We start from the raw sequence: 18,657 nt of genomic DNA on the forward strand, positions 1-18,657 counted from the left end.
ACCAGTTATGGACAAAGCCCGGCTTTGTCCATGCAGACATCCGAAGCCCCGGAAGTCATCGCAACAGCGTTCGATAATGGCAAAGCAGCGATGCAATGCTGCATTGCCGATGCTTATTGCAACGTTGCGTCAGACTTTGGTCGTGTTATAAACGCAGCACCAAAAGTTGGGCGTATGGTCGGAAAACGGCCCTTGAAACGCCTGAATGGATGTCTGGGGTAAGATGACATTGCACGTGATCAAGGATCGATGTGAAGTCAATGACACGGCTGTTTGCCTTCGGGCCATCTGCCATGAAGACAACAACAAAGGTGAACTGGTTGACTGGTTTCAGGAAACCCGACAAGAAGATTCTGGCATTCTTTGCGATGCTGGGGCATATACGCACACATCGGTTGCGATCCTCGATGCGATTGGGGCATCAGATTTGCCGATGATCGAGGTCCATCTGTCCAATATTCAAAAGCGGGACGCCATAAGACTTTTGTCAAACGTCTCAAACGCTGCAAACGGTATGATCTATGGCTTTGGCGACCAGAGTTATAACCACGCCCTGGATGCCATGCGCGGATTGATCCACACACCATCATAAAAGATATCGAAATGAGCAAGTTCAACATCGACAATGACGCCATTCGCCAGCTCGCAGAGCTGCTGGACGACACCAATCTGACCGAAATTGAAGTTGCCGCTGGTGACAACCGCATTCGTGTTGCCCGCCAGGGCACCATGGTTGCAGCAGCCCCTGCTGCACCGGTTGCGGCGGCTCCGGCACCGGTTGCTGCCGCTGCTGCGGCGCCGTCTGATGCGGCATCCCATCCGGGCGCAGTGAAATCACCGATGGTCGGTGTTGTTTACTTTGCACCGGAACCGGGTGCGGCTCCGTTCATCTCGGTCGGGTCGACCGTTGCCGAAGGTCAGACCCTGATGCTGATCGAAGCAATGAAGACCTTCAACCCGATCCGTGCGCCGAAATCGGGCAAAGTGACCCAGATTCTTGCGACCGACGGTCATCCGGTCGAATATGACGAACCGCTGATCATTATTGAATAAGCCGGGGTAAGAACCGCATGTTCGACAAAATCCTGATTGCCAACCGCGGCGAAATCGCGCTTCGTATTCAGCGCGCCTGCCGTGAAATGGGCATCAAAACTGTCGCGGTGCATTCCACCGCCGATGCGGACGCCATGCATGTGCGTCTGGCCGACGAATCGGTCTGCATCGGCCCGGCAGCATCCAAAGACAGCTATCTGAATATTCCGGCCATCCTGTCGGCAGCTGAAATCACCGGCGCCGAAGCCATCCATCCGGGGTATGGCTTCCTGTCGGAAAATGCCGATTTCGCAGCCATGGTCGAAGAACACGGCTTTGTCTTTATCGGCCCGACCGCGGAACATATCCGCATGATGGGCGATAAGATCACCGCAAAGCAAACGGCCGAAAAACTTGGCATTCCGTGCGTTCCGGGTTCCGATGGCGAAATCGCCACCGTTGACGAAGCCCGCAAATGCGCCAAGGAAATCGGTTATCCGGTCCTGATCAAGGCATCGGGTGGCGGCGGCGGTCGCGGCATGAAAGTCGTTGAACGCGAAGAAGACCTTGCCGAAGCATTTTCCATGACCCGTAAGGAAGCATTGCAGAACTTCGGCAATGCTGCGGTCTATATGGAAAAATATTTGGGCAAGCCGCGCCACATCGAATTGCAGGTCATCGGTGACAGCCATGGCAATGCCGTTCACCTGTTTGAACGTGATTGCTCCTTGCAGCGTCGTCACCAGAAAGTTCTTGAAGAAGCACCGTCTCCGACCCTGACACCGGAAGAACGCGAACGCATCGGTTCGACCGTTGCCAATGCCATGATCGGCATGGGCTATCGCAATGCCGGCACGATCGAGTTCCTGTATGAAAATGGCGAGTTCTATTTCATCGAAATGAACACCCGTCTTCAGGTGGAACACCCGGTCACGGAAATGATTTCCGGTGTTGACCTTGTGCGTGAACAGATCCGCGTTGCAGCAGGTCTTGAACTGTCATTCAAGCAGGAAGACCTTGAAATTCATGGTCATGCCATTGAATGCCGTATCAACGCAGAAGATCCCAAGACCTTTGTCCCGTCGCCGGGCAAGATCAAGGAATATCATGCACCGGGTGGCCTTGGCGTGCGCGTCGATAGCGGTATCTATACCGGCTATTCGATCCCGCCCTATTACGACAGCATGATTGCCAAGCTGATCGTACATGGCCGTGATCGTGAAGAATGCATGATGCGCCTGCGCCGTGCGCTGGCCGAATATGCGATTGGCGGTATCAAAACCACCATTCCGCTGCACCAGACGCTTCTGGCGAACCCGGACATCCAGAAAGGGGATTATGACATCCACTGGCTGGAAAAGTTCATGGGCATGAAGAAAACTCTGTGATCGATCCGGATACAAGCATCAAACGGGAACCTTCGGGTTCCCGTTTTTTTTATGGCGTGATTTCAGGTTGCCCGGCATTAAATAATTAATCTTGCGCCGCTAGACTTGACCATGGATCCCGTGATGTTTGATATCACACCTTGTCTGACATGACGGCGTTCTCATATGTATTTTGACGTCAGATAGACAGGACAAAAACAATTATCACTGCGATCATGTCGAACCAGCTGACCCCTGATCTGTTGATCCGCGCCTATTCCGTCGGTCTGTTTCCCATGGCTGAAAGTCATGATGATCCAACCCTTTACTGGATCAACCCGGAATGGCGGGGTGTATTGCCGCTTGAGGGCTTCCACGTCCCGCGCAGCCTGAAAAAGGCCGTGCGCAAAGGCATCTATAAAATCCATGTCGACCGTGCCTTTCCCGACGTTATCCGGGCATGCGCCGAACAGACCGATACCCGCGACGATACCTGGATCAATGACAATATCCTTGAAGCCTATTGCGCGCTTCACAAGATGGGCTGTGCCCATTCGATCGAGGCATGGAAAGATGGCGAACTGGTCGGCGGGCTTTATGGCGTCAGCCTTGGCAAGGCATTCTTTGGCGAAAGCATGTTTTCGCGTGCCACCAATGCATCAAAGGTCGCGCTGGTTCATCTGGTTGCCCTGATGCGCCAAGGGGGCTTCAGCCTTCTGGATACGCAGTTTGTGAATGATCATCTCAAACAGTTTGGCGTTCTGGAAATTCCGCGCGAACGATATCGCAATGAACTGGCCAAGGCATTGGCCGGACGCGCAAATCTTCCGTTCGAGGTCGAACCGGAATTTCTTGAACAAACGCTTTCGGGCGGCGATAGTTAAGGACAGAACCCCGCGGTTCCGGATTTACCCGCCCACCACGCCACCGAACGAGCCATCAGATGAATATCCGCATCGCAACCGATCAGGACATCCCCGCCATTCTTGATATCGTCGCCCCGACATTACGGTCCGGGGAAACCTATGCCATCGACAGTGATCTGAGCGACGATGACATCATCAAATACTGGATGGCCCCGGACAAGGTGACGCTGGTCGCCGAAGAAGACGGTAATGTTGTTGGCACCTATTACATCCGGCAAAATCAGGGCGGCGGCGGATCGCATGTCTGTAATTGCGGCTACATGACATCCCCGAAGGCCAGCGGCCGTGGCATTGCGCGCCGCATGTGCGAGGATTCGCTTGTCCGCGCCAAGGAGCTTGGCTATCGCGCCATGCAATTCAATTTCGTCATCGCCAGCAATGCGGCGGCTGTTCATTTATGGCCGAAACTCGGCTTTGAAATTGTCGGCCGTCTGCCCGGTGCCTTCATGCACCCGACCCTTGGCGAAACCGATGCATTGGTGATGTATCGCAAACTCTAGAGCAGGTTCTGTTCAGATTGAAATTGCTCCGGGAGTTTTCCCAAGACAGAAAAAGGGCGGGCACCATATGGCACCCGCCCTTTTTGTTTGAAATCTGATCGATGCCCGATCAGAACCTGATCAGAACAGGAAACGCACACGCAGCGTACCATCGATGGCAGCAAGTTCCTTGCGCACACCGGCACCCGGTTTGATTTCCTCGTCAACTTCGACGACGACATAGCCAACGCCGCCTTCAGAACGCAGATACTGGCCGCTGATATTGATGCCACGCGATGCAAAGACATCGTTGATTTTCAGCAGCACGCCCGGAACGTTGCGGTGAATATGCAGGAAACGGGTGTGGGAGCGATCCTTGACCGGAAGCGATACTTCCGGGAAGTTGACCGCGCCAAGGGTCGAACCGTTATCGGAATACGTGATCAGCTTGTCGGCCACTTCGATCCCGATATTTTCCTGTGCTTCCTGGGTGGAACCACCGATATGCGGGGTCAGGATGACGTTATCCATACCACGCAGCGGGCTTTCGAATTCTTCGTCCTTGCCAGCCGGTTCAACCGGGAACACGTCCAGTGCCGCCCCCGCCAGATGACCGCTTTCAAGAGCAGCCGCCAGATCTTCGATCACGATCACGTTGCCACGTGCCGCATTGATCAGGTGCGCGCCCTTTTTCATTTTGGCGATCTCAGTCGCCGTGATCATGTTTTTGGTCTGCTCATTGGCCGGAACATGAAGCGACACCACATCGGATTTCGCCAGCAGTTCGTCCATCGATGCACAGGCGGTCGCATTGCCCATGGCAAGTTTGTTGATCACGTCAAAATAAATGACATTCATGCCAAGTGATTCGGCCAGAACCGACAGCTGCGACCCGATATGGCCATAGCCGATAATACCAAGCGTCTTGCCGCGGGCTTCGAACGACCCCTTGGCGTTTTTAAGCCAGCCACCGTTATGAGCCGCCGCATTGCGCTGCGGGATGCCGCGCAGCAGCATGATAATCTGGCCCAGAACGAGTTCTGCCACCGAACGAGTGTTCGAATACGGCGCATTGAAAACCGGAATACCGCGCATCGCAGCAGCGGTCAGGTCAACCTGGTTGGTGCCGATACAGAAACAGCCGATCGAGGTCAGCTTGGAGGCGGAATCGATGATTTCTTCGGTCAGTTTGGTGCGGGAACGGATGCCCAGGAAGTGCGCATCGGAGACGACGGACTTCAGTTCGTCCGCGTCGAGCGCAGCAGGGTAATGGTCGACATTAGAGTAGCCGGCCTCTTTGAACATCTTTACAGCGTTTTCATGGATACCTTCGAGCAGGACGATCTTGATCTTGTCCTTCTCCAACGAAAGTTTGCTGTTCACGGCGCACCATCCTTTTCTTCGCGAGGGCGACACGGGATAATCCCCGAGCCGTTTATCAGGCCATTCCATAACGGCCCGTGGACCAATGAAATAGGGCCTTGAAGCGCGTCCGTCAAAGGCTTTCCCTTGCGTAAATGTGCATTGCCCCTATCTTCTGAACGCATATACCGGCTAATGCGTACAAAAACAAAGACCCGCACGGGTCACCAACCGCATGACAGCCTGATCAGGGGATAAAGAATTGCCTGCCGAAATCAAAACCGTCACCGATATCCACACCATCGGCCAAGCCCAGTGGGATAAATGTGCCGGCACGGACAATCCGTTTGTCAGCTTTGCCTTCTTGTCGGCGATGGAAGACAGCGCATCCACAAATGCGCAAACCGGCTGGCAGCCGTTTCATCTGGTATTGAATGATGAAGCAGGCCAGGCAATCGGCATTGTGCCGCTTTATGTCAAAGCCCATTCTTACGGCGAATATGTTTTCGACTGGAGTTGGGCCGAGGCCTATGAGCGGGCGGGCGGGAAATATTATCCCAAACTGCAATCAGCCGTGCCGTTTTCCCCGGTTCCGGGGCCCAGATTGCTGGTAGCCAATGACCATCCCGATCCGGATTCCGTACGGCGCATCCTGATTGACGGGTTGGCAATGCTGCCCGAAAAGCTTGGCATGGCGACCCTGCATGTAACGTTTTGTCACGATGATGAAAGCCGTCTGATGGAAGATGCAGGGTTCCTGCGACGCAGCGGCATCCAGTATCACTGGCATAATCGCGACTATCAGAATTTTGATGACTTTCTTGCCGCACTGAATTCGCGCAAACGCAAGAACCTGCGCAAGGAACGCAAACAGGTTCTTGAAGCCGGATACCGGTTTGAATCACTTCGCGGTGATGACCTTAAACCCCATCACTGGGACCGGTTTTACCATTTCTATCGCGATACATCCGATCGCAAATGGGGACAGGCCTATCTGACCCGAACGTTTTTTGATCTTCTGCATGAAAGATTGCGCGACCGCACGGTTCTGGTGGCGGCTTTTCGCGATGATGAAATGGTTGCCGGTGCGCTTAACCTGATTGGCAACGATACGCTTTATGGCCGCAACTGGGGTACGATCGACCGCACGCCGCTTCTGCATTTCGAAACCTGCTATTATCAGGCAATCGATATCGCCATTGCCCATAGCCTTAAAACGGTGGAGGCCGGCGCACAGGGTGAACATAAAATCCAGCGCGGCTACGAGCCGGTCATTACCCACTCGGCACATCTGATTGCCGATCCGGGGCTTCGGCGCGCTGTCGAGCAATTCCTGAGACAGGAACAAACCCATATCGCGCAGGACCGGGACTATATCCTTGCCGAACACAGCCCCTATCGCAAGGTTCAGGCCCCCGACTAATTTACGCCGGCTAATTTACGCCGACTAATTCGCGCGGATTAAATCGTACTTCCCAAATCACGCGGCCCAATCCCCGCGGGCAGAAGCATGCCGTCCAAAACAGCATCGCCAAAACAAAAAGGCGCAAGGTTGCCCTTGCGCCTTTTGAAAGATCATTTTCAAGCAGGCCTAGACAGTCCGGACATCGTCCAGGAAGCCGTTGACATGTGTGCGCAACTCATCGTTGGCAGCGGCAAGTTTGCCAACACTGTCGAGCTGTCCGTTCGACAAATCACCGCTTTCCGTGGTCGCCACTGCAACGCTTTTAACCGCGTTGGAAATGGCGATATTGCCGTTTGCAGCACCTTCGACACTGCGCGAGATTTCCTCGGTCGCGGCCCCCTGCTCTTCGACGGCACTGGCGACAACCGACATCAGTTCGTCGATCTTCTGGATCGTGTCGGCAAATCCGCGCACAGCTTCGGCCGCGGCACCGGATTCACTTTGCATTTCAACGATCTTTGCCGTGATTTGCTCGGTCGCCTTGACGGTCTGGGATGCCAGGTTTTTGACTTCGCCTGCCACAACGGCAAAGCCTTTGCCCGCCTCGCCCGCGCGCGCCGATTCAATCGTTGCGTTCAGGGCCAGAAGGTTGGTCTGATCGGCGATGTCACTGATCAGATTGACGACTTCGCCAACACTTTGGGCGGCTTCGTTGAGTTTTTCCACCCGTTCATTGGTCCGTTCGGTTTCACCGACCGCAATCTGGGTGATTTCGGTAACCCGGGCAATCTGCGACGAGATTTCCGAAATAGACGCCGAAAGCTGTGCGGTTGCCGATGCCACCGTTTCGATATTGGTGGATGATTCCTCGGCCTGTTCGGCCACGTTCTGGGCATCCTGATTGGCCCGAACCGCATGTGACGTCAGGATTTCGGATGCAGAACGGACTTCATCAAGGGCCGCATTCACCGAACTCAGGACATCCTGGATTTTTTCGTCAAATCCTTTGGTCAGGACACCCATTTTCTTGGTGCGGGCAACCTGGCGTTCGGCTTCGACTTTTTCCTGCTCGGCCATGCGGGCACGTTCGCGGGCATTTTCCTTGAAGACTTCAAGCGACTTGGCCATTGCACCGACCTCGTCATTGCGCTTCATATCAAGCGTTTCGATATCGAGGTTGCCCGATGCCAGACTGCCCATGGCTTCGGTCATTTTGCGGATCGGCGTTGCAATCATCCGCGACAGCGTCCCACCGAACAAGGCGGCCATCGCAATCAGCAGCACCACACCGACACCCAGTGTAACCTGGAAAATCTGCATGGCCTGATCGACCTTGCTTTCGACATCAAGCACAAGCTGGTCAATCGCCTTGGCCAGATCACCGGCAATCATGCTGACGCGATCGGACAGTTCACGCGGTTCACCCGATGCTTCGATCGCGCGAGCATGGTTCACCGTCAGATAGTGACGCATCAGCTTCGCCTGTTCGCCGGCAATCTCTTCCCAGCGATCAATTGCGCCATCCATTTCCTCGATCAAGGTCGCGATATCGGCGTTGATCGAGCTATAACCCTTAAGCACGTCGGTGCGGGTGTCGATTTCCTCAAGCGACTTCTGATAGCTGAGCAACCCTTCGCGGTCGCCAGTGGTCAGGAAATAGATCAGTTCCTGGCGGGCCATCAGATAGGCGCGGTCAAGGTTGCGATAATCGCGTTCAAAGGTTGAAAGATAATCGCGCTGTTCATTGGCGTTTTTGACCTGCATGGTCGCAAACATGCCCGCGGCGGCAACCATCAGGATCACGGCAATCATGATCGCAAAACAGGTTGTCAGTTTGGCGGGGATGGAGAGATCCTTAAAGAAATTCATGGCGTTTCTCCCTACTGACTGCCGCGCCGCACGAGTTCATTCAAATTGACCTCAATGGTCACAGCGCCAATCGCCTGCTGGTTTTCGTCGCTCATGGTCATGTTGAGCTGGGAACGCCAGGAATCAGACTCTTCGTTATATTCTGCTTCGTCGATAAAGACGGCGTTGGGCCCCTTGGGGAAAGTATTCTGGAACTTGCCCTCGTCGCCCTGCCAGAAGTCCGACGTGATCGAACTCTGTCCGACATTCAAGCCCACCGCATCCATGACGAAAATTTCGGCATAAAGACCGCCGGAACGGGCCTGCACCTGGGTCAGATAACTGGAAAGCGGATTGGTAAGAATGGCCGCCACAAGGGGCTGATCATCGGCTTCGCGTTCGGCGCGCCATTGTTTGTCCGCGGCGTCAATCTGATCCTGCGTCATGTCTTTTCGCAGACGGTTCTGGGAATTGATCGACAAAGCCACGACCGGGTTGGCCAACCATCCCCGGATATCCTTGATAAGCGCATCTGTAATCAGATCATTCGGATTGCCTGGCAGCTCTGCCTTGGCCATGGCAGCCTGCGGCACAGCAAATATCGCTGCCGCAAGTATCCCTGTCAGGACCATACTTCTCGTAGACTTCATCGGTTTCCCTCCCACAGCTTTGTTTGCAGCCAAGAAAGCACTAACTAAAAGTATAGGTATTTATACCAAAGGAAAAGCATCCATACAACTTTTTGTTAGAAACAAGGCATTAGCGGAAGCGCACGGGTAGACTTCCACACGATTCAATATGTGGATTGCGGGCACATCGACAAGAGTACCAGTTACAAGCTTTTGAAATCCGGGAAAGAAAAAAGCGGCGGAAAAACCGCCGCTGAGTTTGGTTGGGACACGAGCAAACTGCAGAAGATTACGTTGTTCCAGGCGCGAAACGCGCCCCTGCAAAGAACAACTGTCCGACATGACATAAGCAGGAAGCGTGCCAACTTTTTAAATCCGTGAAAAATCGCAATTTTTAGGGATTTTTCATCGAAACCGAACCTGACCATCTGAACAGGTTCAAATGATCTTTGCATTTCAAAATGCAAAGATTGCAAAATGCAACAATCAATCTTTGCATTTTGCAAATTGCAATTCCGAAACATGCAACAGGTCTGACTTTCACCGGGCAATCAGCGGCGGCGCTTTTTCTTCTGCGCCCCGAAATTCAGCAAGGCTGGTGCTTTTTCGATGATTTCTTCAAGAATGGATTTGGCCGTTTCCAGATCATCGCGCGCGGATTCATCAAGCTGACTGATATAGCGCGGATCAGAGATCATGCGCTCTGCCTCGTATAAAGTGCGCAGCTCGCTCTGAAACATTTCGCGCGCACCAAGCGGCAGGTTTTCCTTGGCACTCATGACAAAGAAGAACTTCAAACTGGTCTTGATCACCAAACGCAGCATCAGGACCTGAAGCTTATGAAACTGGCCTTCCAGTTCTTCTTTTTTCGGATGCGACTCAAGCTTGTTCATCCGCTCTTTGATCACCAGCGACAAAGCCTTGAAGTTATCGACCTCCTCGCGGAAGGGTCGATACCCGGTAACATCCATCTTGTCGGTGGTTTTTTCCAGATTGTCGGCCAACGCAATCAGCTTGCGCGCACGCAATTCCAGCCGGGAAAGGAATTCCTCGACCTCTGTTCGATATTTTCTTTGTGCAGCCTGGCTCATCGTGTTCTGGCGTTCTTATTTTAAAATTGTGCCCGGGAAACAACATCCCGGGCACAATTTAACCGCCAATGATTAACAACACACCAAGTCCGGGTGTCGTTTTACCCTTCAACCATTTCCGGGTTCTTTTTGACGTGTTTCTTGTCATCGCCATCTTCCGGATAGCGGAAGATGACCGCATCGTCTTCAATGTCGACAAGCACTGCCCCGCCTTTGGACAGCTTACCAAACAGAAGTTCCTCGGCCAGCGGCTTTTTGACATGCTCCTGAATCACACGGCCCAACGGACGCGCACCAAAGGCAACGTCATACCCACGTTCCGCCAGCCAGCTTCTTGCGGCTTCGGTTAGTTCGATCGACACATTCCGATCAGCAAGCTGAACTTCAAGCTGCAAGATGAACTTGTCGACAACCATCTTGACCACTTCGGGCTGCAGATTGGCGAACGGAATAACCGCATCCAGACGGTTACGGAATTCCGGCGAGAAGGTGCGCTTGATCGCCTCTTCATCTTCGCCGATCCGCATTTCGCGCTTGAAGCCGATGGGCGGCTTGGCCATGTCCGATGCACCGGCATTAGTGGTCATGACCAGAACGACGTTGCGGAAATCAACGGTTTTGCCGTTATTGTCCGTCAGCTTGCCGTGATCCATGACCTGAAGCAGGATGTTGAACAGGTCCGGATGGGCCTTTTCAATTTCATCAAGCAGAACCACCGCATGCGGGTGCTGATCAACAGCATCGGTCAGAAGACCGCCCTGATCAAACCCGACATAGCCCGGCGGCGCACCGATCAGGCGCGACACGCTGTGTCGTTCCATATATTCCGACATGTCAAAGCGGATGAATTCAATCCCCATGACGGTTGCCAGCTGTTTGGTGACCTCGGTCTTGCCAACCCCGGTCGGCCCCGAGAACAGATAGCTGCCAATCGGTTTTTCAGGTTCGCGCAAGCCCGCACGCGCAAGCTTGATCGCACTTGCCACCGCCTCGATCGCCTTATCCTGGCCAAAGACAACGGTTTTCAGATCACGTTCAAGATTTGCCAATGCCTTGCGGTCATCGGTCGAAACCGATTTTGGCGGGATGCGGGCAATTTTCGCGACGATTTCTTCGACGTCGCGCTTGCCCACCGTGCGCTTGCGCTTGCTTGGTGCCATCAACATCCGCGATGCACCGACTTCGTCAATCACGTCAATCGCACTATCAGGACGCTTGCGGTCATTGATATAGCGCGACGCCAGTTCCACCGCCGAACGCAGGGCTTCGTTAGTGTATTTGACCTTGTGATGATCCTCGTAATAGGGCTTCAGCCCCTTGAGGATCTTGACGGTATCTTCTTCGGACGGTTCTTCGACATCGATTTTCTGGAAACGACGAACAAGGGCGCGGTCCTTTTCAAAATGACCACGGAATTCCTTGTAGGTCGTCGACCCGATGCAGCGCAGCGAACCGCTGGCCAAGGCAGGCTTGAGCAAGTTGGACGCATCCATTGCCCCGCCCGATGTTGCCCCGGCACCGATCACGGTGTGGATTTCGTCGATGAACAGGACCGCACCTTCGTATTCTTCGAGTTCCTTGACGACCGCTTTCAGGCGTTCCTCAAAGTCCCCGCGATAGCGGGTCCCGGCCAGCAACGCGCCCATATCAAGGGCAAAGATCGTGGCATCCGCCAGAACTTCGGGCACGTCACCATCATTGATACGACGCGCCAGCCCTTCGGCGATGGCGGTTTTGCCAACACCCGGGTCGCCCACATAAAGCGGGTTGTTTTTGGTACGACGACACAGTACCTGGATAGTGCGCTCGATCTCGCTTTGGCGACCGATCAACGGGTCAATCTTGCCCTTCTGGGCTTTGACATTCAGGTTGACGCAATACGCCTTAAGAGCCTCACCCTCGGCCGGGCTGCTGTCGTCACCTTCTGGCGGCATACCGGCAACCGGCTCTTCATCCGCACCGCGCGGGATGCGACGTTCATTAAGCTCGGACGCCTTGGCAATGCCGTGGGAAATGTAATTCACCGCATCAAGACGGGTCATATCCTGAAGCTGCAGGTAATAAACCGCGTGCGATTCCCGTTCCGAGAACAAGGCGACCAGCACGTTTGCACCGGTTACTTCCTCGCGCCCGGATGACTGGACATGGATGGCTGCCCGCTGGATAACGCGCTGGAACCCGGCAGTCGGTTTCGGGTCGATCAACCGGGCGCTGATCAGGCCGGAAAGTTCGCTGTCTGCGAATTCCAGAAGGTCTGAGCGCAAGCGATCAATATCGACCCGGCATGCCTTGAGCACGGCGAGCGCATCCTGATCTTCGGTCAGAGACAGAAGAAGATGTTCTAGAGTGGCATATTCGTGGCGGCGCTCCGACGCATATGCGAGCGCACGATGCAGGCTTTCTTCAAGATTGCGCGATAGCATATGTCACTCCTTCTCTAAGGTACACTGCAGCGGATGCTGATTCTGGCGGGCCAGATCCATGACCTGGTTAACCTTGGTCTCCGCAATTTCGTACGTAAACACACCACATACTCCAACGCCCTTGCGGTGAACCTGAAGCATGATTTCGGTGGCCTCTTCCCGGCCTTTCTCGAAAAACCGTTCCAATACGTGCACAACGAACTCCATCGGAGTGTAATCGTCGTTCAGCAACAGCACCTTGTACATGGACGGCTTTTTCGTCTTGGGCCGTGTCTTTGTTACGATCCCCGTGTTTGGCAGATCAGTGCCGTCATTATCCTGTTCAGTCATCGTCTACTTACCGGAACCCTTATTTCCTGCATGAACTTCATGATAGGTCATTGCCAGGCTCTTTCAAAGGCCGCAGCTTAAAATCGTGTCACTAAATTATCGTCTATCTTCAATTCATTTAGGCTGAGAATGACACGCTGCAAGATCACCCGATAAACTTCATGCAAACCCGGCTGTCGGCACGGCCCGAAAACGGCGACAAATCACGCAAGCCCAAAAGAAAACGGGCATGACGCGATGTCATGCCCGCCTTGATCTTCATTGCAGAATACGGAAACCCGAACGTTTTGAGATCATTTCATCACGGCATTTGCTGCTTTTGACATTGCGGTGATGCTGTCGGTCATGGCCGCAAACATGATTTCCTGAACCTTTTCGGTTTCGGCAACACTGCTATCGACATAACGCTTGAGGATTTTGGCCTGCAAATCCTGAATATCAGACAGGCTTTCGGCCTTGGCCAGGGCGTCGATATCGGCTTGCGATGCTTCGATTTCACGTTGCATCCATCCGGCAAGTTCCGTTCCGATCCCCCCGGTCTTTTCAAACAGGGTCATGGAAGCCTGCAATGCCTCGCCAATGTTTTTCTGCTGTGCTTCGATGATTTCTTCGCACTGGGCCGCCATGCGCGAGCCCGCACCGGAAAACACGTCCGACTGACCGGTCATGGTATCGAAAAGCTTGCTGAATGCTTCGTTGGCGACAGAAATGCTTTCCTCGATCGCATCGCTTCCCGCGGTCATGATCGCATCCATTTCAGGCGCCTTCCACAGTGCGAGATAACTTTCCATGGCATCCTGATCCATGAACATCGCACCAAAACCGAACACATCATCATTTTTCGCTGATGGCGCAGGCGTTGCTGCGGCTTTGGCAGTATCGGTCGATGCTGCCACGATTTTGGGGGCTGATGGTTTTGCAACAGGCTTGCTGGCAGGCTTTGCCGCGACTGCGGCAGCGGCCTTTTTCGGGGCTACTGCTTTTTTCGGGGCTGCTGAGGAAGTGGCTTTTTTGGCTGCTGGCGCAGACTTGCTTGTCGTACTCACGGTACTCGCCCTTTCAGTATCAGAAGAGGTAACTGGCGCGCTTGACTGTTCGGGGGTCTTGGCAACCGATCGCGGTTTTGCCTCTGCCCCGGGTTTTGTTGACGCGGATGGGGATGGCGCAGCGGATGAAGCAGACTTTTTCGGCTTCTTCACAGCAGCCGACGCCGACTTTTTCGACGCCGGGGATGCCACCGGCTTGGTCGGTTTGGGGGCCTCACTCTGTTTTGAGGATGGAGTCGCCGGTTGTGCCGCCGTATTTTTCGCCACCGGCGCTTTTGCAGGTTCTGCGGCTTTTTCCGAACCGGATATTTCGGCTTCGGATGGCGTTTTTGATGCCTCTGCCGCCGGCTTTTCCGGGATCGCTACGGGGGACGCAGACGAGGAAGCCGATGCTGTGCTTGCAATCACGTCTGATTTTGAAACAGCAGGCTTTGCGTCAGCCTGCTTTGCGGCCGCTTCGATTTCAGATGACGTCATCACGACACGCTTTACTGCGCCCTCAGACGCCACCGCTGGCTTTGAAACAGATGTGGATTTTTTGGCGCTGCCCGACGCAGCAGGTGCCACCTTGGCAGCAGCCGAGACCTTTTTGCCAGATCTCGCAGAGGTCTTTTGTTTTGAAACAGCCATTGCTTCTAACCTCGTTCTTGCCGGGGCAGATGCCCCAAATTCATGTTGCATTGCAACATAACCCTAGATGGAATTACCCACAAAGGTCAAGAACAGTTTGGTGACAAAACCGCGACGCAAAACACAGCCACCCTGATAAAATCAGCACATCACACCCGCCCGTCGAATTGCAGTCGATCAAAAGCACAAACCAAACAAGCATCTAACAGCTTGTACTGCGCGCGTTTGGCCACACCGGGCGCACTAAAAAATAACGGGGACGTTTTCCCAAACATCCCCGTCATCGTGATCGCATTCTGAATTTTATGGTTTAGCGCAGCATGTTTCCGCGCACCGTCCGATAAAATGTCCCGGACTCGTTATTTTGAATGGTTTGAACCTGTGCAGCGGATTGAGACCGCGCATTTTCATTTGCCGGCGGTTCCGGCAATTTGCGGTCGATGCTTGAAAGCTCGGTCAAAACTTCCGGGAACTGGAGTGCACGCAGATCGTCAACACCCGACATCCAGGTCGCAAGCGTCACATATCCCGATGAACATCCAAGCGCGACCCAGTAATAGTCATCAGAATAAAGCCGGATACCGTCGCGATCTGTCTGGGTGCCGAATCCGTCCTGTTGCAAGGCATCGGTGATCGCGATGTAATCATCACGCCCGATCACATCGGTTGCGTGTTCCCCGCCGAACGCACCAAGGGGCGCGTTGATTTCGACATTGATTTCCTTGACCTGTGCCGGGCCGAAAACGCGGGTTGTCAGGTCAAATTGCTGATTGCCGGCATGCGGATCAAGCTCGAAGACGCGTACTTCGTCGTAATAATCCGCATTATAGATGATGCGAATCCGTCCTTCTGCATCGCCAGCAGAACATGCTGTGCGCAGGTCATCGGCGTTCAGATAGGAAAACCAGGCTGACTTTCTGACCAGCGGATTGCTGATGTCGCTGTTTTGCGTATAGGAGCAACCCGCAAGCCCGATTGCAGCAACCGACAAAACAGCCAAACTGTTCAAACCGGCGCGACGCATACCTATCTTATTGAGAAATGGGGCGATTAATTTAACCATTCGATCCTCGATTTTTTGCCGATCAGGAGATATAAAAGTGACGTTCGCGCAGAAAGATGGTCACAGAATGGCCGCGTTTAGAAAAGCCGAAAAATTGACGCTCTTAAACATTTGTTTAAGGCTGGGATGCGAAACTGGTCTTATTTAGTTCTTGGGGACTACCGAAAGCCGAGCCCGAATAATGCGTTTAACGACCCCTTCCGGGCCAAATGCGTTGGCCAAGACACCGCTTGTGACACGCAACAGTTTCTTGCGTGCCTGTTTGGCTGCGTTTTTGTGTCTGACAGCAATCATGCTTTCCGCGACCCTTGTCCCGAACAAGGCCATCGCACGAACCTATACCGCCATGGTCATCGATGGTGACACTGGTGATGTGCTTCATGAATATCGTGCAGACCATAAAGTGTACCCTGCGTCACTGACCAAGATCATGACGCTTTATATGCTTTTTGACGCACTTGATAATGGCAAGGTATCGCTTTCAACCCCGATGAAAGTGTCTAAACGCGCCTGGGGCCAGGCCCCGTCGAAACTTGGCCTTCAACCTGGCGAGACCATTACGGTCAAGGACGCGATCCTCGCACTGGTAACAAAATCGGCCAATGACGTTGCCGTGGTTGTGGCAGAACATCTTGGCGGTACCGAAATCAAATTTGCCCAGATGATGACCGCCGAGGCCCGCCGCCTTGGCATGAAGCGCACGACATTTCGCAATGCATCGGGCCTTCCCAATCGCGGGCAGATGACAACAGCACGCGACATGATCACGCTTGCCGTTGCGCTTCGTAAGAATTTCGGCAGCTATTATCATTATTTCTCGACCCAGAAGTTCCGTTTTGGCAACCGTACCTATGGAAACCACAACAACCTTCTGGCGTCCTATTACGGGACAGACGGGATCAAGACCGGCTACATCAACGCATCGGGCTTTAACCTTGTGGCTTCGGTCAACCGGAACGGAAAACGGTTGATTGGCGTGGTGTTTGGCGGCCGCACGGCCCGCACCCGCGATGACCAGATGAAAAAACTTCTGGATCGCGCCTATGTCGAACTGACCAAGGAAGGCGAAATTCGCGTTCCCCGGCCCCGCATCAGCCCGGAAGACAAAATTCTGCCTGCCGATGCACAGTTGCTGATGGCAAAGCGTGAAACATTGCGCGAAGTCGAAGAACCGGGCCGGATTGATACCCAAACCGTTGTGACCCGTCTGAAACCGGAAACCAATAGCGGCTGGGCAATCCAGGTTGGTGCCTTCAGTGATCAGCGCCGTGCCCAGGAAGCCGTTCTTGCAGCCGCCCGTACCGCGCCAGATGTCCTGCGCCTGACCCGCGCTGCGGTTGAGCAACAGGCCAGTGGCACCGGCGTTGTCTATCGTGCGCGTCTTCTCGGTTTTGATGGCGAGAATGAAGCACGGGCAGCCTGTGCGGCCCTGCGTCGTGAAAACCTTGCCTGTATCCCGGTCAATTCCGGTGACGCGGGCTAAGCTCCGACCAAATCCCAGATACGAAAAAAGGCTGTCAGATTTACCTGACAGCCTTTTTCTTTTGGATCACAGTCCCGAACATTCAGATCAGGGCTTGATCGCATATTTGGTTGAATCAGAAACCTAGTGCCCGGCACCCGGCGCAAAGAAATCATCCGATTTCAGTCCGCTTTTTACCAGCTGGTCGGTGACCTGGGCCTTAAGCCGCGCAAGACCGGCATCATCACCCGCTTCACAGCGCGCAACAATTGCCGGCTGGGTGTTGGACGCCCGCAGCAACCACCAGCCGTCGTCGGTGCTGACACGAACACCGTCGATACCACTGACTTCGGCACCGGTTTCGGCCAGGCGTGCACGTACTTCTTCGATCAGGGCAAATTTGCGATCATCGGGGCATTCAATACGTGTTTCGGGCGTATTGACCGCAACCGGCATTGCTTCACGCCATTCCGCCAGGCTTTTACCGCTTTGGACCAGAATGCGATACAGACGCACGGCGGCATAAGTTGCATCATCATAGCCGTAATAGCGTTCGGCAAAGAAGATATGCCCGCTCATTTCACCGGCGATCGGTGCTTTTGCCTCGATCATCTTTGTCTTGATCAATGAATGACCGGTTTTCCACATGATGGCATTACCACCAAGGCGGTTGACCTCGTCAAACAGGGTCTGGCTGGCTTTGACATCGGCAATGATCGCCGCACCGGGTTTACGTTCCAGCACATCAGCCGCATAGATCTGCAACAGCTGATCACCCCATAGAACATTGCCCTTGCCATCAATCACGCCGATCCGGTCACCGTCACCATCAAAGGCGACACCCCAGTCCGCGTTATGCTTGGCAACGGCGGCCTTCAGATCAACCAGATTGGCTTCGACTGTCGGGTCCGGATGATGATTGGGGAAAGTACCATCGACCTCGTCAAACAGCAGATGATGAGTTCCCGGCAATTGTGCGGTCAATTTGCGCACAACATCACCAGCAGCACCATTGCCGCAATCCCAGACGATCGTCATCGGGTTGGGCACATCACAATCAAGTTCCGCCAAAAGACGCGTAACAAAACGGTCTTCGACGTCGATGTCACTTACCGTGCCCTGCCCGGCTTCGAAATCACCGGCCGCGGCAATTTTGCCCAGCTCCTGGATCGCGTCACCAAAAACCGACTTCCCGGCATTGAGCATCTTGAACCCGTTATAGTTTGACGGGTTGTGAGACCCGGTCACCATGATGCCTGCATCGGTTTTTTCATCATAAACCGTAAAATACAGCATCGGGGTCGGACCGCGACCGATACGCACAACATCGCATCCGGTCGAAAGCAGCCCTTCTGTCAGAGCCTCGGCAAGTTCGGGGGAACTCAACCGTCCATCCCGTCCCAGGGCGACGCGCTTGCCACCGGAACGGCACACCATGGTTCCAAAGGCCTTGCCCAATGCATGTGCATCGGCAGCATGAAGGGTCTGTCCGACCACACCACGCACGTCGTATTCACGCAAAACGGAACTGTCAAACTTGTATCCGGCGGAATTCGTCATAGCT

General features: G+C 54.0%; 17 protein-coding genes. 8 read left to right on the top strand and 9 right to left on the bottom strand.

The window, feature by feature from the left end; all coding sequences use genetic code 11:
* The first annotated feature begins 205 nt into the window (after positions 1-205).
* The 5 genes from M9H61_RS06410 (at position 206) to M9H61_RS06430 (ending at position 3,825) form a co-directional block, all read left to right on the top strand.
* Entirely contained in the window at positions 206-592 is a 387-nt protein-coding gene (locus M9H61_RS06410; RefSeq protein ID WP_101247671.1) for a type II 3-dehydroquinate dehydratase, read from the top strand.
* 11 nt (positions 593-603) lie between these two features.
* On the top strand, positions 604-1,053 hold the full coding sequence (gene accB / locus M9H61_RS06415; RefSeq protein ID WP_101247672.1) for an acetyl-CoA carboxylase biotin carboxyl carrier protein: 450 nt from the start codon (positions 604-606) through the stop codon (positions 1,051-1,053).
* Between the two features lie 17 nt (positions 1,054-1,070).
* Positions 1,071-2,420 carry an acetyl-CoA carboxylase biotin carboxylase subunit gene (accC, locus tag M9H61_RS06420; protein WP_068518554.1) on the top strand — a complete coding sequence of 450 codons (1,350 nt, stop codon included), beginning with the start codon at positions 1,071-1,073 and terminating at the stop codon, positions 2,418-2,420.
* Positions 2,421-2,635: 215 nt separating this feature from the next.
* Positions 2,636-3,283: a leucyl/phenylalanyl-tRNA--protein transferase gene (gene aat, locus M9H61_RS06425; protein ID WP_250284016.1), complete on the top strand. Its 648-nt coding sequence runs from the start codon at positions 2,636-2,638 to the stop codon at positions 3,281-3,283.
* Positions 3,284-3,342: 59 nt separating this feature from the next.
* On the top strand, positions 3,343-3,825 hold the full coding sequence (locus M9H61_RS06430; protein ID WP_250284019.1) for a GNAT family N-acetyltransferase: 483 nt from the start codon (positions 3,343-3,345) through the stop codon (positions 3,823-3,825).
* A gap of 120 nt (positions 3,826-3,945) precedes the next feature.
* Here the strand turns inward: M9H61_RS06430 and serA are convergent, their stop codons facing one another.
* Positions 3,946-5,256, bottom strand: a complete 1,311-nt coding sequence (gene serA / locus M9H61_RS06435) for a phosphoglycerate dehydrogenase (protein WP_371922214.1) — start codon at positions 5,254-5,256, stop codon at positions 3,946-3,948.
* A gap of 172 nt (positions 5,257-5,428) precedes the next feature.
* On the opposite strand from serA, the gene M9H61_RS06440 reads away from it, so the two are divergent.
* Positions 5,429-6,589, top strand: a complete 1,161-nt coding sequence (locus tag M9H61_RS06440) for a GNAT family N-acetyltransferase (RefSeq protein ID WP_250284021.1) — start codon at positions 5,429-5,431, stop codon at positions 6,587-6,589.
* A gap of 168 nt (positions 6,590-6,757) precedes the next feature.
* Here M9H61_RS06440 and M9H61_RS06445 read toward each other — a convergent pair whose 3' ends face one another.
* From M9H61_RS06445 to M9H61_RS06470, 6 genes are all read right to left on the bottom strand, one after another.
* A complete protein-coding gene (locus M9H61_RS06445) occupies positions 6,758-8,440 on the bottom strand; it encodes a methyl-accepting chemotaxis protein (protein WP_068518559.1) in 1,683 nt (560 codons plus the stop codon).
* Between the two features lie 11 nt (positions 8,441-8,451).
* Entirely contained in the window at positions 8,452-9,069 is a 618-nt protein-coding gene (locus tag M9H61_RS06450; protein ID WP_068518560.1) for a hypothetical protein, read from the bottom strand.
* A gap of 530 nt (positions 9,070-9,599) precedes the next feature.
* Positions 9,600-10,139, bottom strand: a complete 540-nt coding sequence (locus tag M9H61_RS06455; protein WP_068518562.1) for a hypothetical protein — start codon at positions 10,137-10,139, stop codon at positions 9,600-9,602.
* 101 nt (positions 10,140-10,240) lie between these two features.
* Entirely contained in the window at positions 10,241-12,562 is a 2,322-nt protein-coding gene (gene clpA / locus M9H61_RS06460) for an ATP-dependent Clp protease ATP-binding subunit ClpA (protein WP_068518563.1), read from the bottom strand.
* A gap of 3 nt (positions 12,563-12,565) precedes the next feature.
* The gene (clpS, locus tag M9H61_RS06465; protein ID WP_008890601.1) at positions 12,566-12,892 is read right to left on the bottom strand and encodes an ATP-dependent Clp protease adapter ClpS; all 327 of its coding nucleotides are present in this window, start codon (positions 12,890-12,892) and stop codon (positions 12,566-12,568) included.
* A 293-nt stretch (positions 12,893-13,185) separates the two neighbouring features.
* Positions 13,186-13,683, bottom strand: a complete 498-nt coding sequence (locus M9H61_RS06470) for a phasin family protein (protein ID WP_181848964.1) — start codon at positions 13,681-13,683, stop codon at positions 13,186-13,188.
* A 13-nt stretch (positions 13,684-13,696) separates the two neighbouring features.
* On the opposite strand from M9H61_RS06470, the gene M9H61_RS06475 reads away from it, so the two are divergent.
* On the top strand, positions 13,697-14,629 hold the full coding sequence (locus tag M9H61_RS06475; protein WP_250284023.1) for a hypothetical protein: 933 nt from the start codon (positions 13,697-13,699) through the stop codon (positions 14,627-14,629).
* Between the two features lie 249 nt (positions 14,630-14,878).
* Here the strand turns inward: M9H61_RS06475 and M9H61_RS06480 are convergent, their stop codons facing one another.
* Positions 14,879-15,592: a hypothetical protein gene (locus tag M9H61_RS06480; protein ID WP_250284025.1), complete on the bottom strand. Its 714-nt coding sequence runs from the start codon at positions 15,590-15,592 to the stop codon at positions 14,879-14,881.
* Positions 15,593-15,923: 331 nt separating this feature from the next.
* On the opposite strand from M9H61_RS06480, the gene M9H61_RS06485 reads away from it, so the two are divergent.
* Positions 15,924-17,114, top strand: a complete 1,191-nt coding sequence (locus M9H61_RS06485) for a D-alanyl-D-alanine carboxypeptidase family protein (RefSeq protein WP_228196562.1) — start codon at positions 15,924-15,926, stop codon at positions 17,112-17,114.
* A gap of 123 nt (positions 17,115-17,237) precedes the next feature.
* Here M9H61_RS06485 and pgmG read toward each other — a convergent pair whose 3' ends face one another.
* A complete protein-coding gene (gene pgmG / locus M9H61_RS06490) occupies positions 17,238-18,653 on the bottom strand; it encodes a phosphoglucomutase/phosphomannomutase PgmG (RefSeq protein ID WP_228196563.1) in 1,416 nt (471 codons plus the stop codon).
* Positions 18,654-18,657: the final 4 nt, after the last annotated feature.

This window comes from Thalassospira sp. GO-4 (assembly GCF_023588965.1).
In the GTDB taxonomy this organism is placed as follows: Bacteria; Pseudomonadota; Alphaproteobacteria; order Rhodospirillales; family Thalassospiraceae; genus Thalassospira; species Thalassospira povalilytica.

Excerpts from the sequence above, each read along its gene's own strand:
- M9H61_RS06410 (WP_101247671.1), top strand. The coding sequence starts at position 206 with ATGGATGTCTGGGGTAAGATGACATTGCACGTGATCAAGGATCGATGT.
- accB (WP_101247672.1), top strand. The coding sequence starts at position 604 with ATGAGCAAGTTCAACATCGACAATGACGCCATTCGCCAGCTCGCAGAG.
- accC (WP_068518554.1), top strand. The coding sequence starts at position 1,071 with ATGTTCGACAAAATCCTGATTGCCAACCGCGGCGAAATCGCGCTTCGT.
- aat (WP_250284016.1), top strand. The coding sequence starts at position 2,636 with ATGTCGAACCAGCTGACCCCTGATCTGTTGATCCGCGCCTATTCCGTC.
- M9H61_RS06430 (WP_250284019.1), top strand. The coding sequence starts at position 3,343 with ATGAATATCCGCATCGCAACCGATCAGGACATCCCCGCCATTCTTGAT.
- serA (WP_371922214.1), bottom strand. The coding sequence starts at position 5,256 with ATGGAATGGCCTGATAAACGGCTCGGGGATTATCCCGTGTCGCCCTCG.
- M9H61_RS06445 (WP_068518559.1), bottom strand. The coding sequence starts at position 8,440 with ATGAATTTCTTTAAGGATCTCTCCATCCCCGCCAAACTGACAACCTGT.
- M9H61_RS06450 (WP_068518560.1), bottom strand. The coding sequence starts at position 9,069 with ATGAAGTCTACGAGAAGTATGGTCCTGACAGGGATACTTGCGGCAGCG.
- M9H61_RS06455 (WP_068518562.1), bottom strand. The coding sequence starts at position 10,139 with ATGAGCCAGGCTGCACAAAGAAAATATCGAACAGAGGTCGAGGAATTC.
- clpA (WP_068518563.1), bottom strand. The coding sequence starts at position 12,562 with ATGCTATCGCGCAATCTTGAAGAAAGCCTGCATCGTGCGCTCGCATAT.
- clpS (WP_008890601.1), bottom strand. The coding sequence starts at position 12,892 with ATGACTGAACAGGATAATGACGGCACTGATCTGCCAAACACGGGGATC.
- M9H61_RS06470 (WP_181848964.1), bottom strand. The coding sequence starts at position 13,683 with ATGGAAAGTTATCTCGCACTGTGGAAGGCGCCTGAAATGGATGCGATC.
- M9H61_RS06475 (WP_250284023.1), top strand. The coding sequence starts at position 13,697 with ATGAACATCGCACCAAAACCGAACACATCATCATTTTTCGCTGATGGC.
- M9H61_RS06480 (WP_250284025.1), bottom strand. The coding sequence starts at position 15,592 with ATGCGTCGCGCCGGTTTGAACAGTTTGGCTGTTTTGTCGGTTGCTGCA.
- M9H61_RS06485 (WP_228196562.1), top strand. The coding sequence starts at position 15,924 with ATGCTTTCCGCGACCCTTGTCCCGAACAAGGCCATCGCACGAACCTAT.
- pgmG (WP_228196563.1), bottom strand. The coding sequence starts at position 18,653 with ATGACGAATTCCGCCGGATACAAGTTTGACAGTTCCGTTTTGCGTGAA.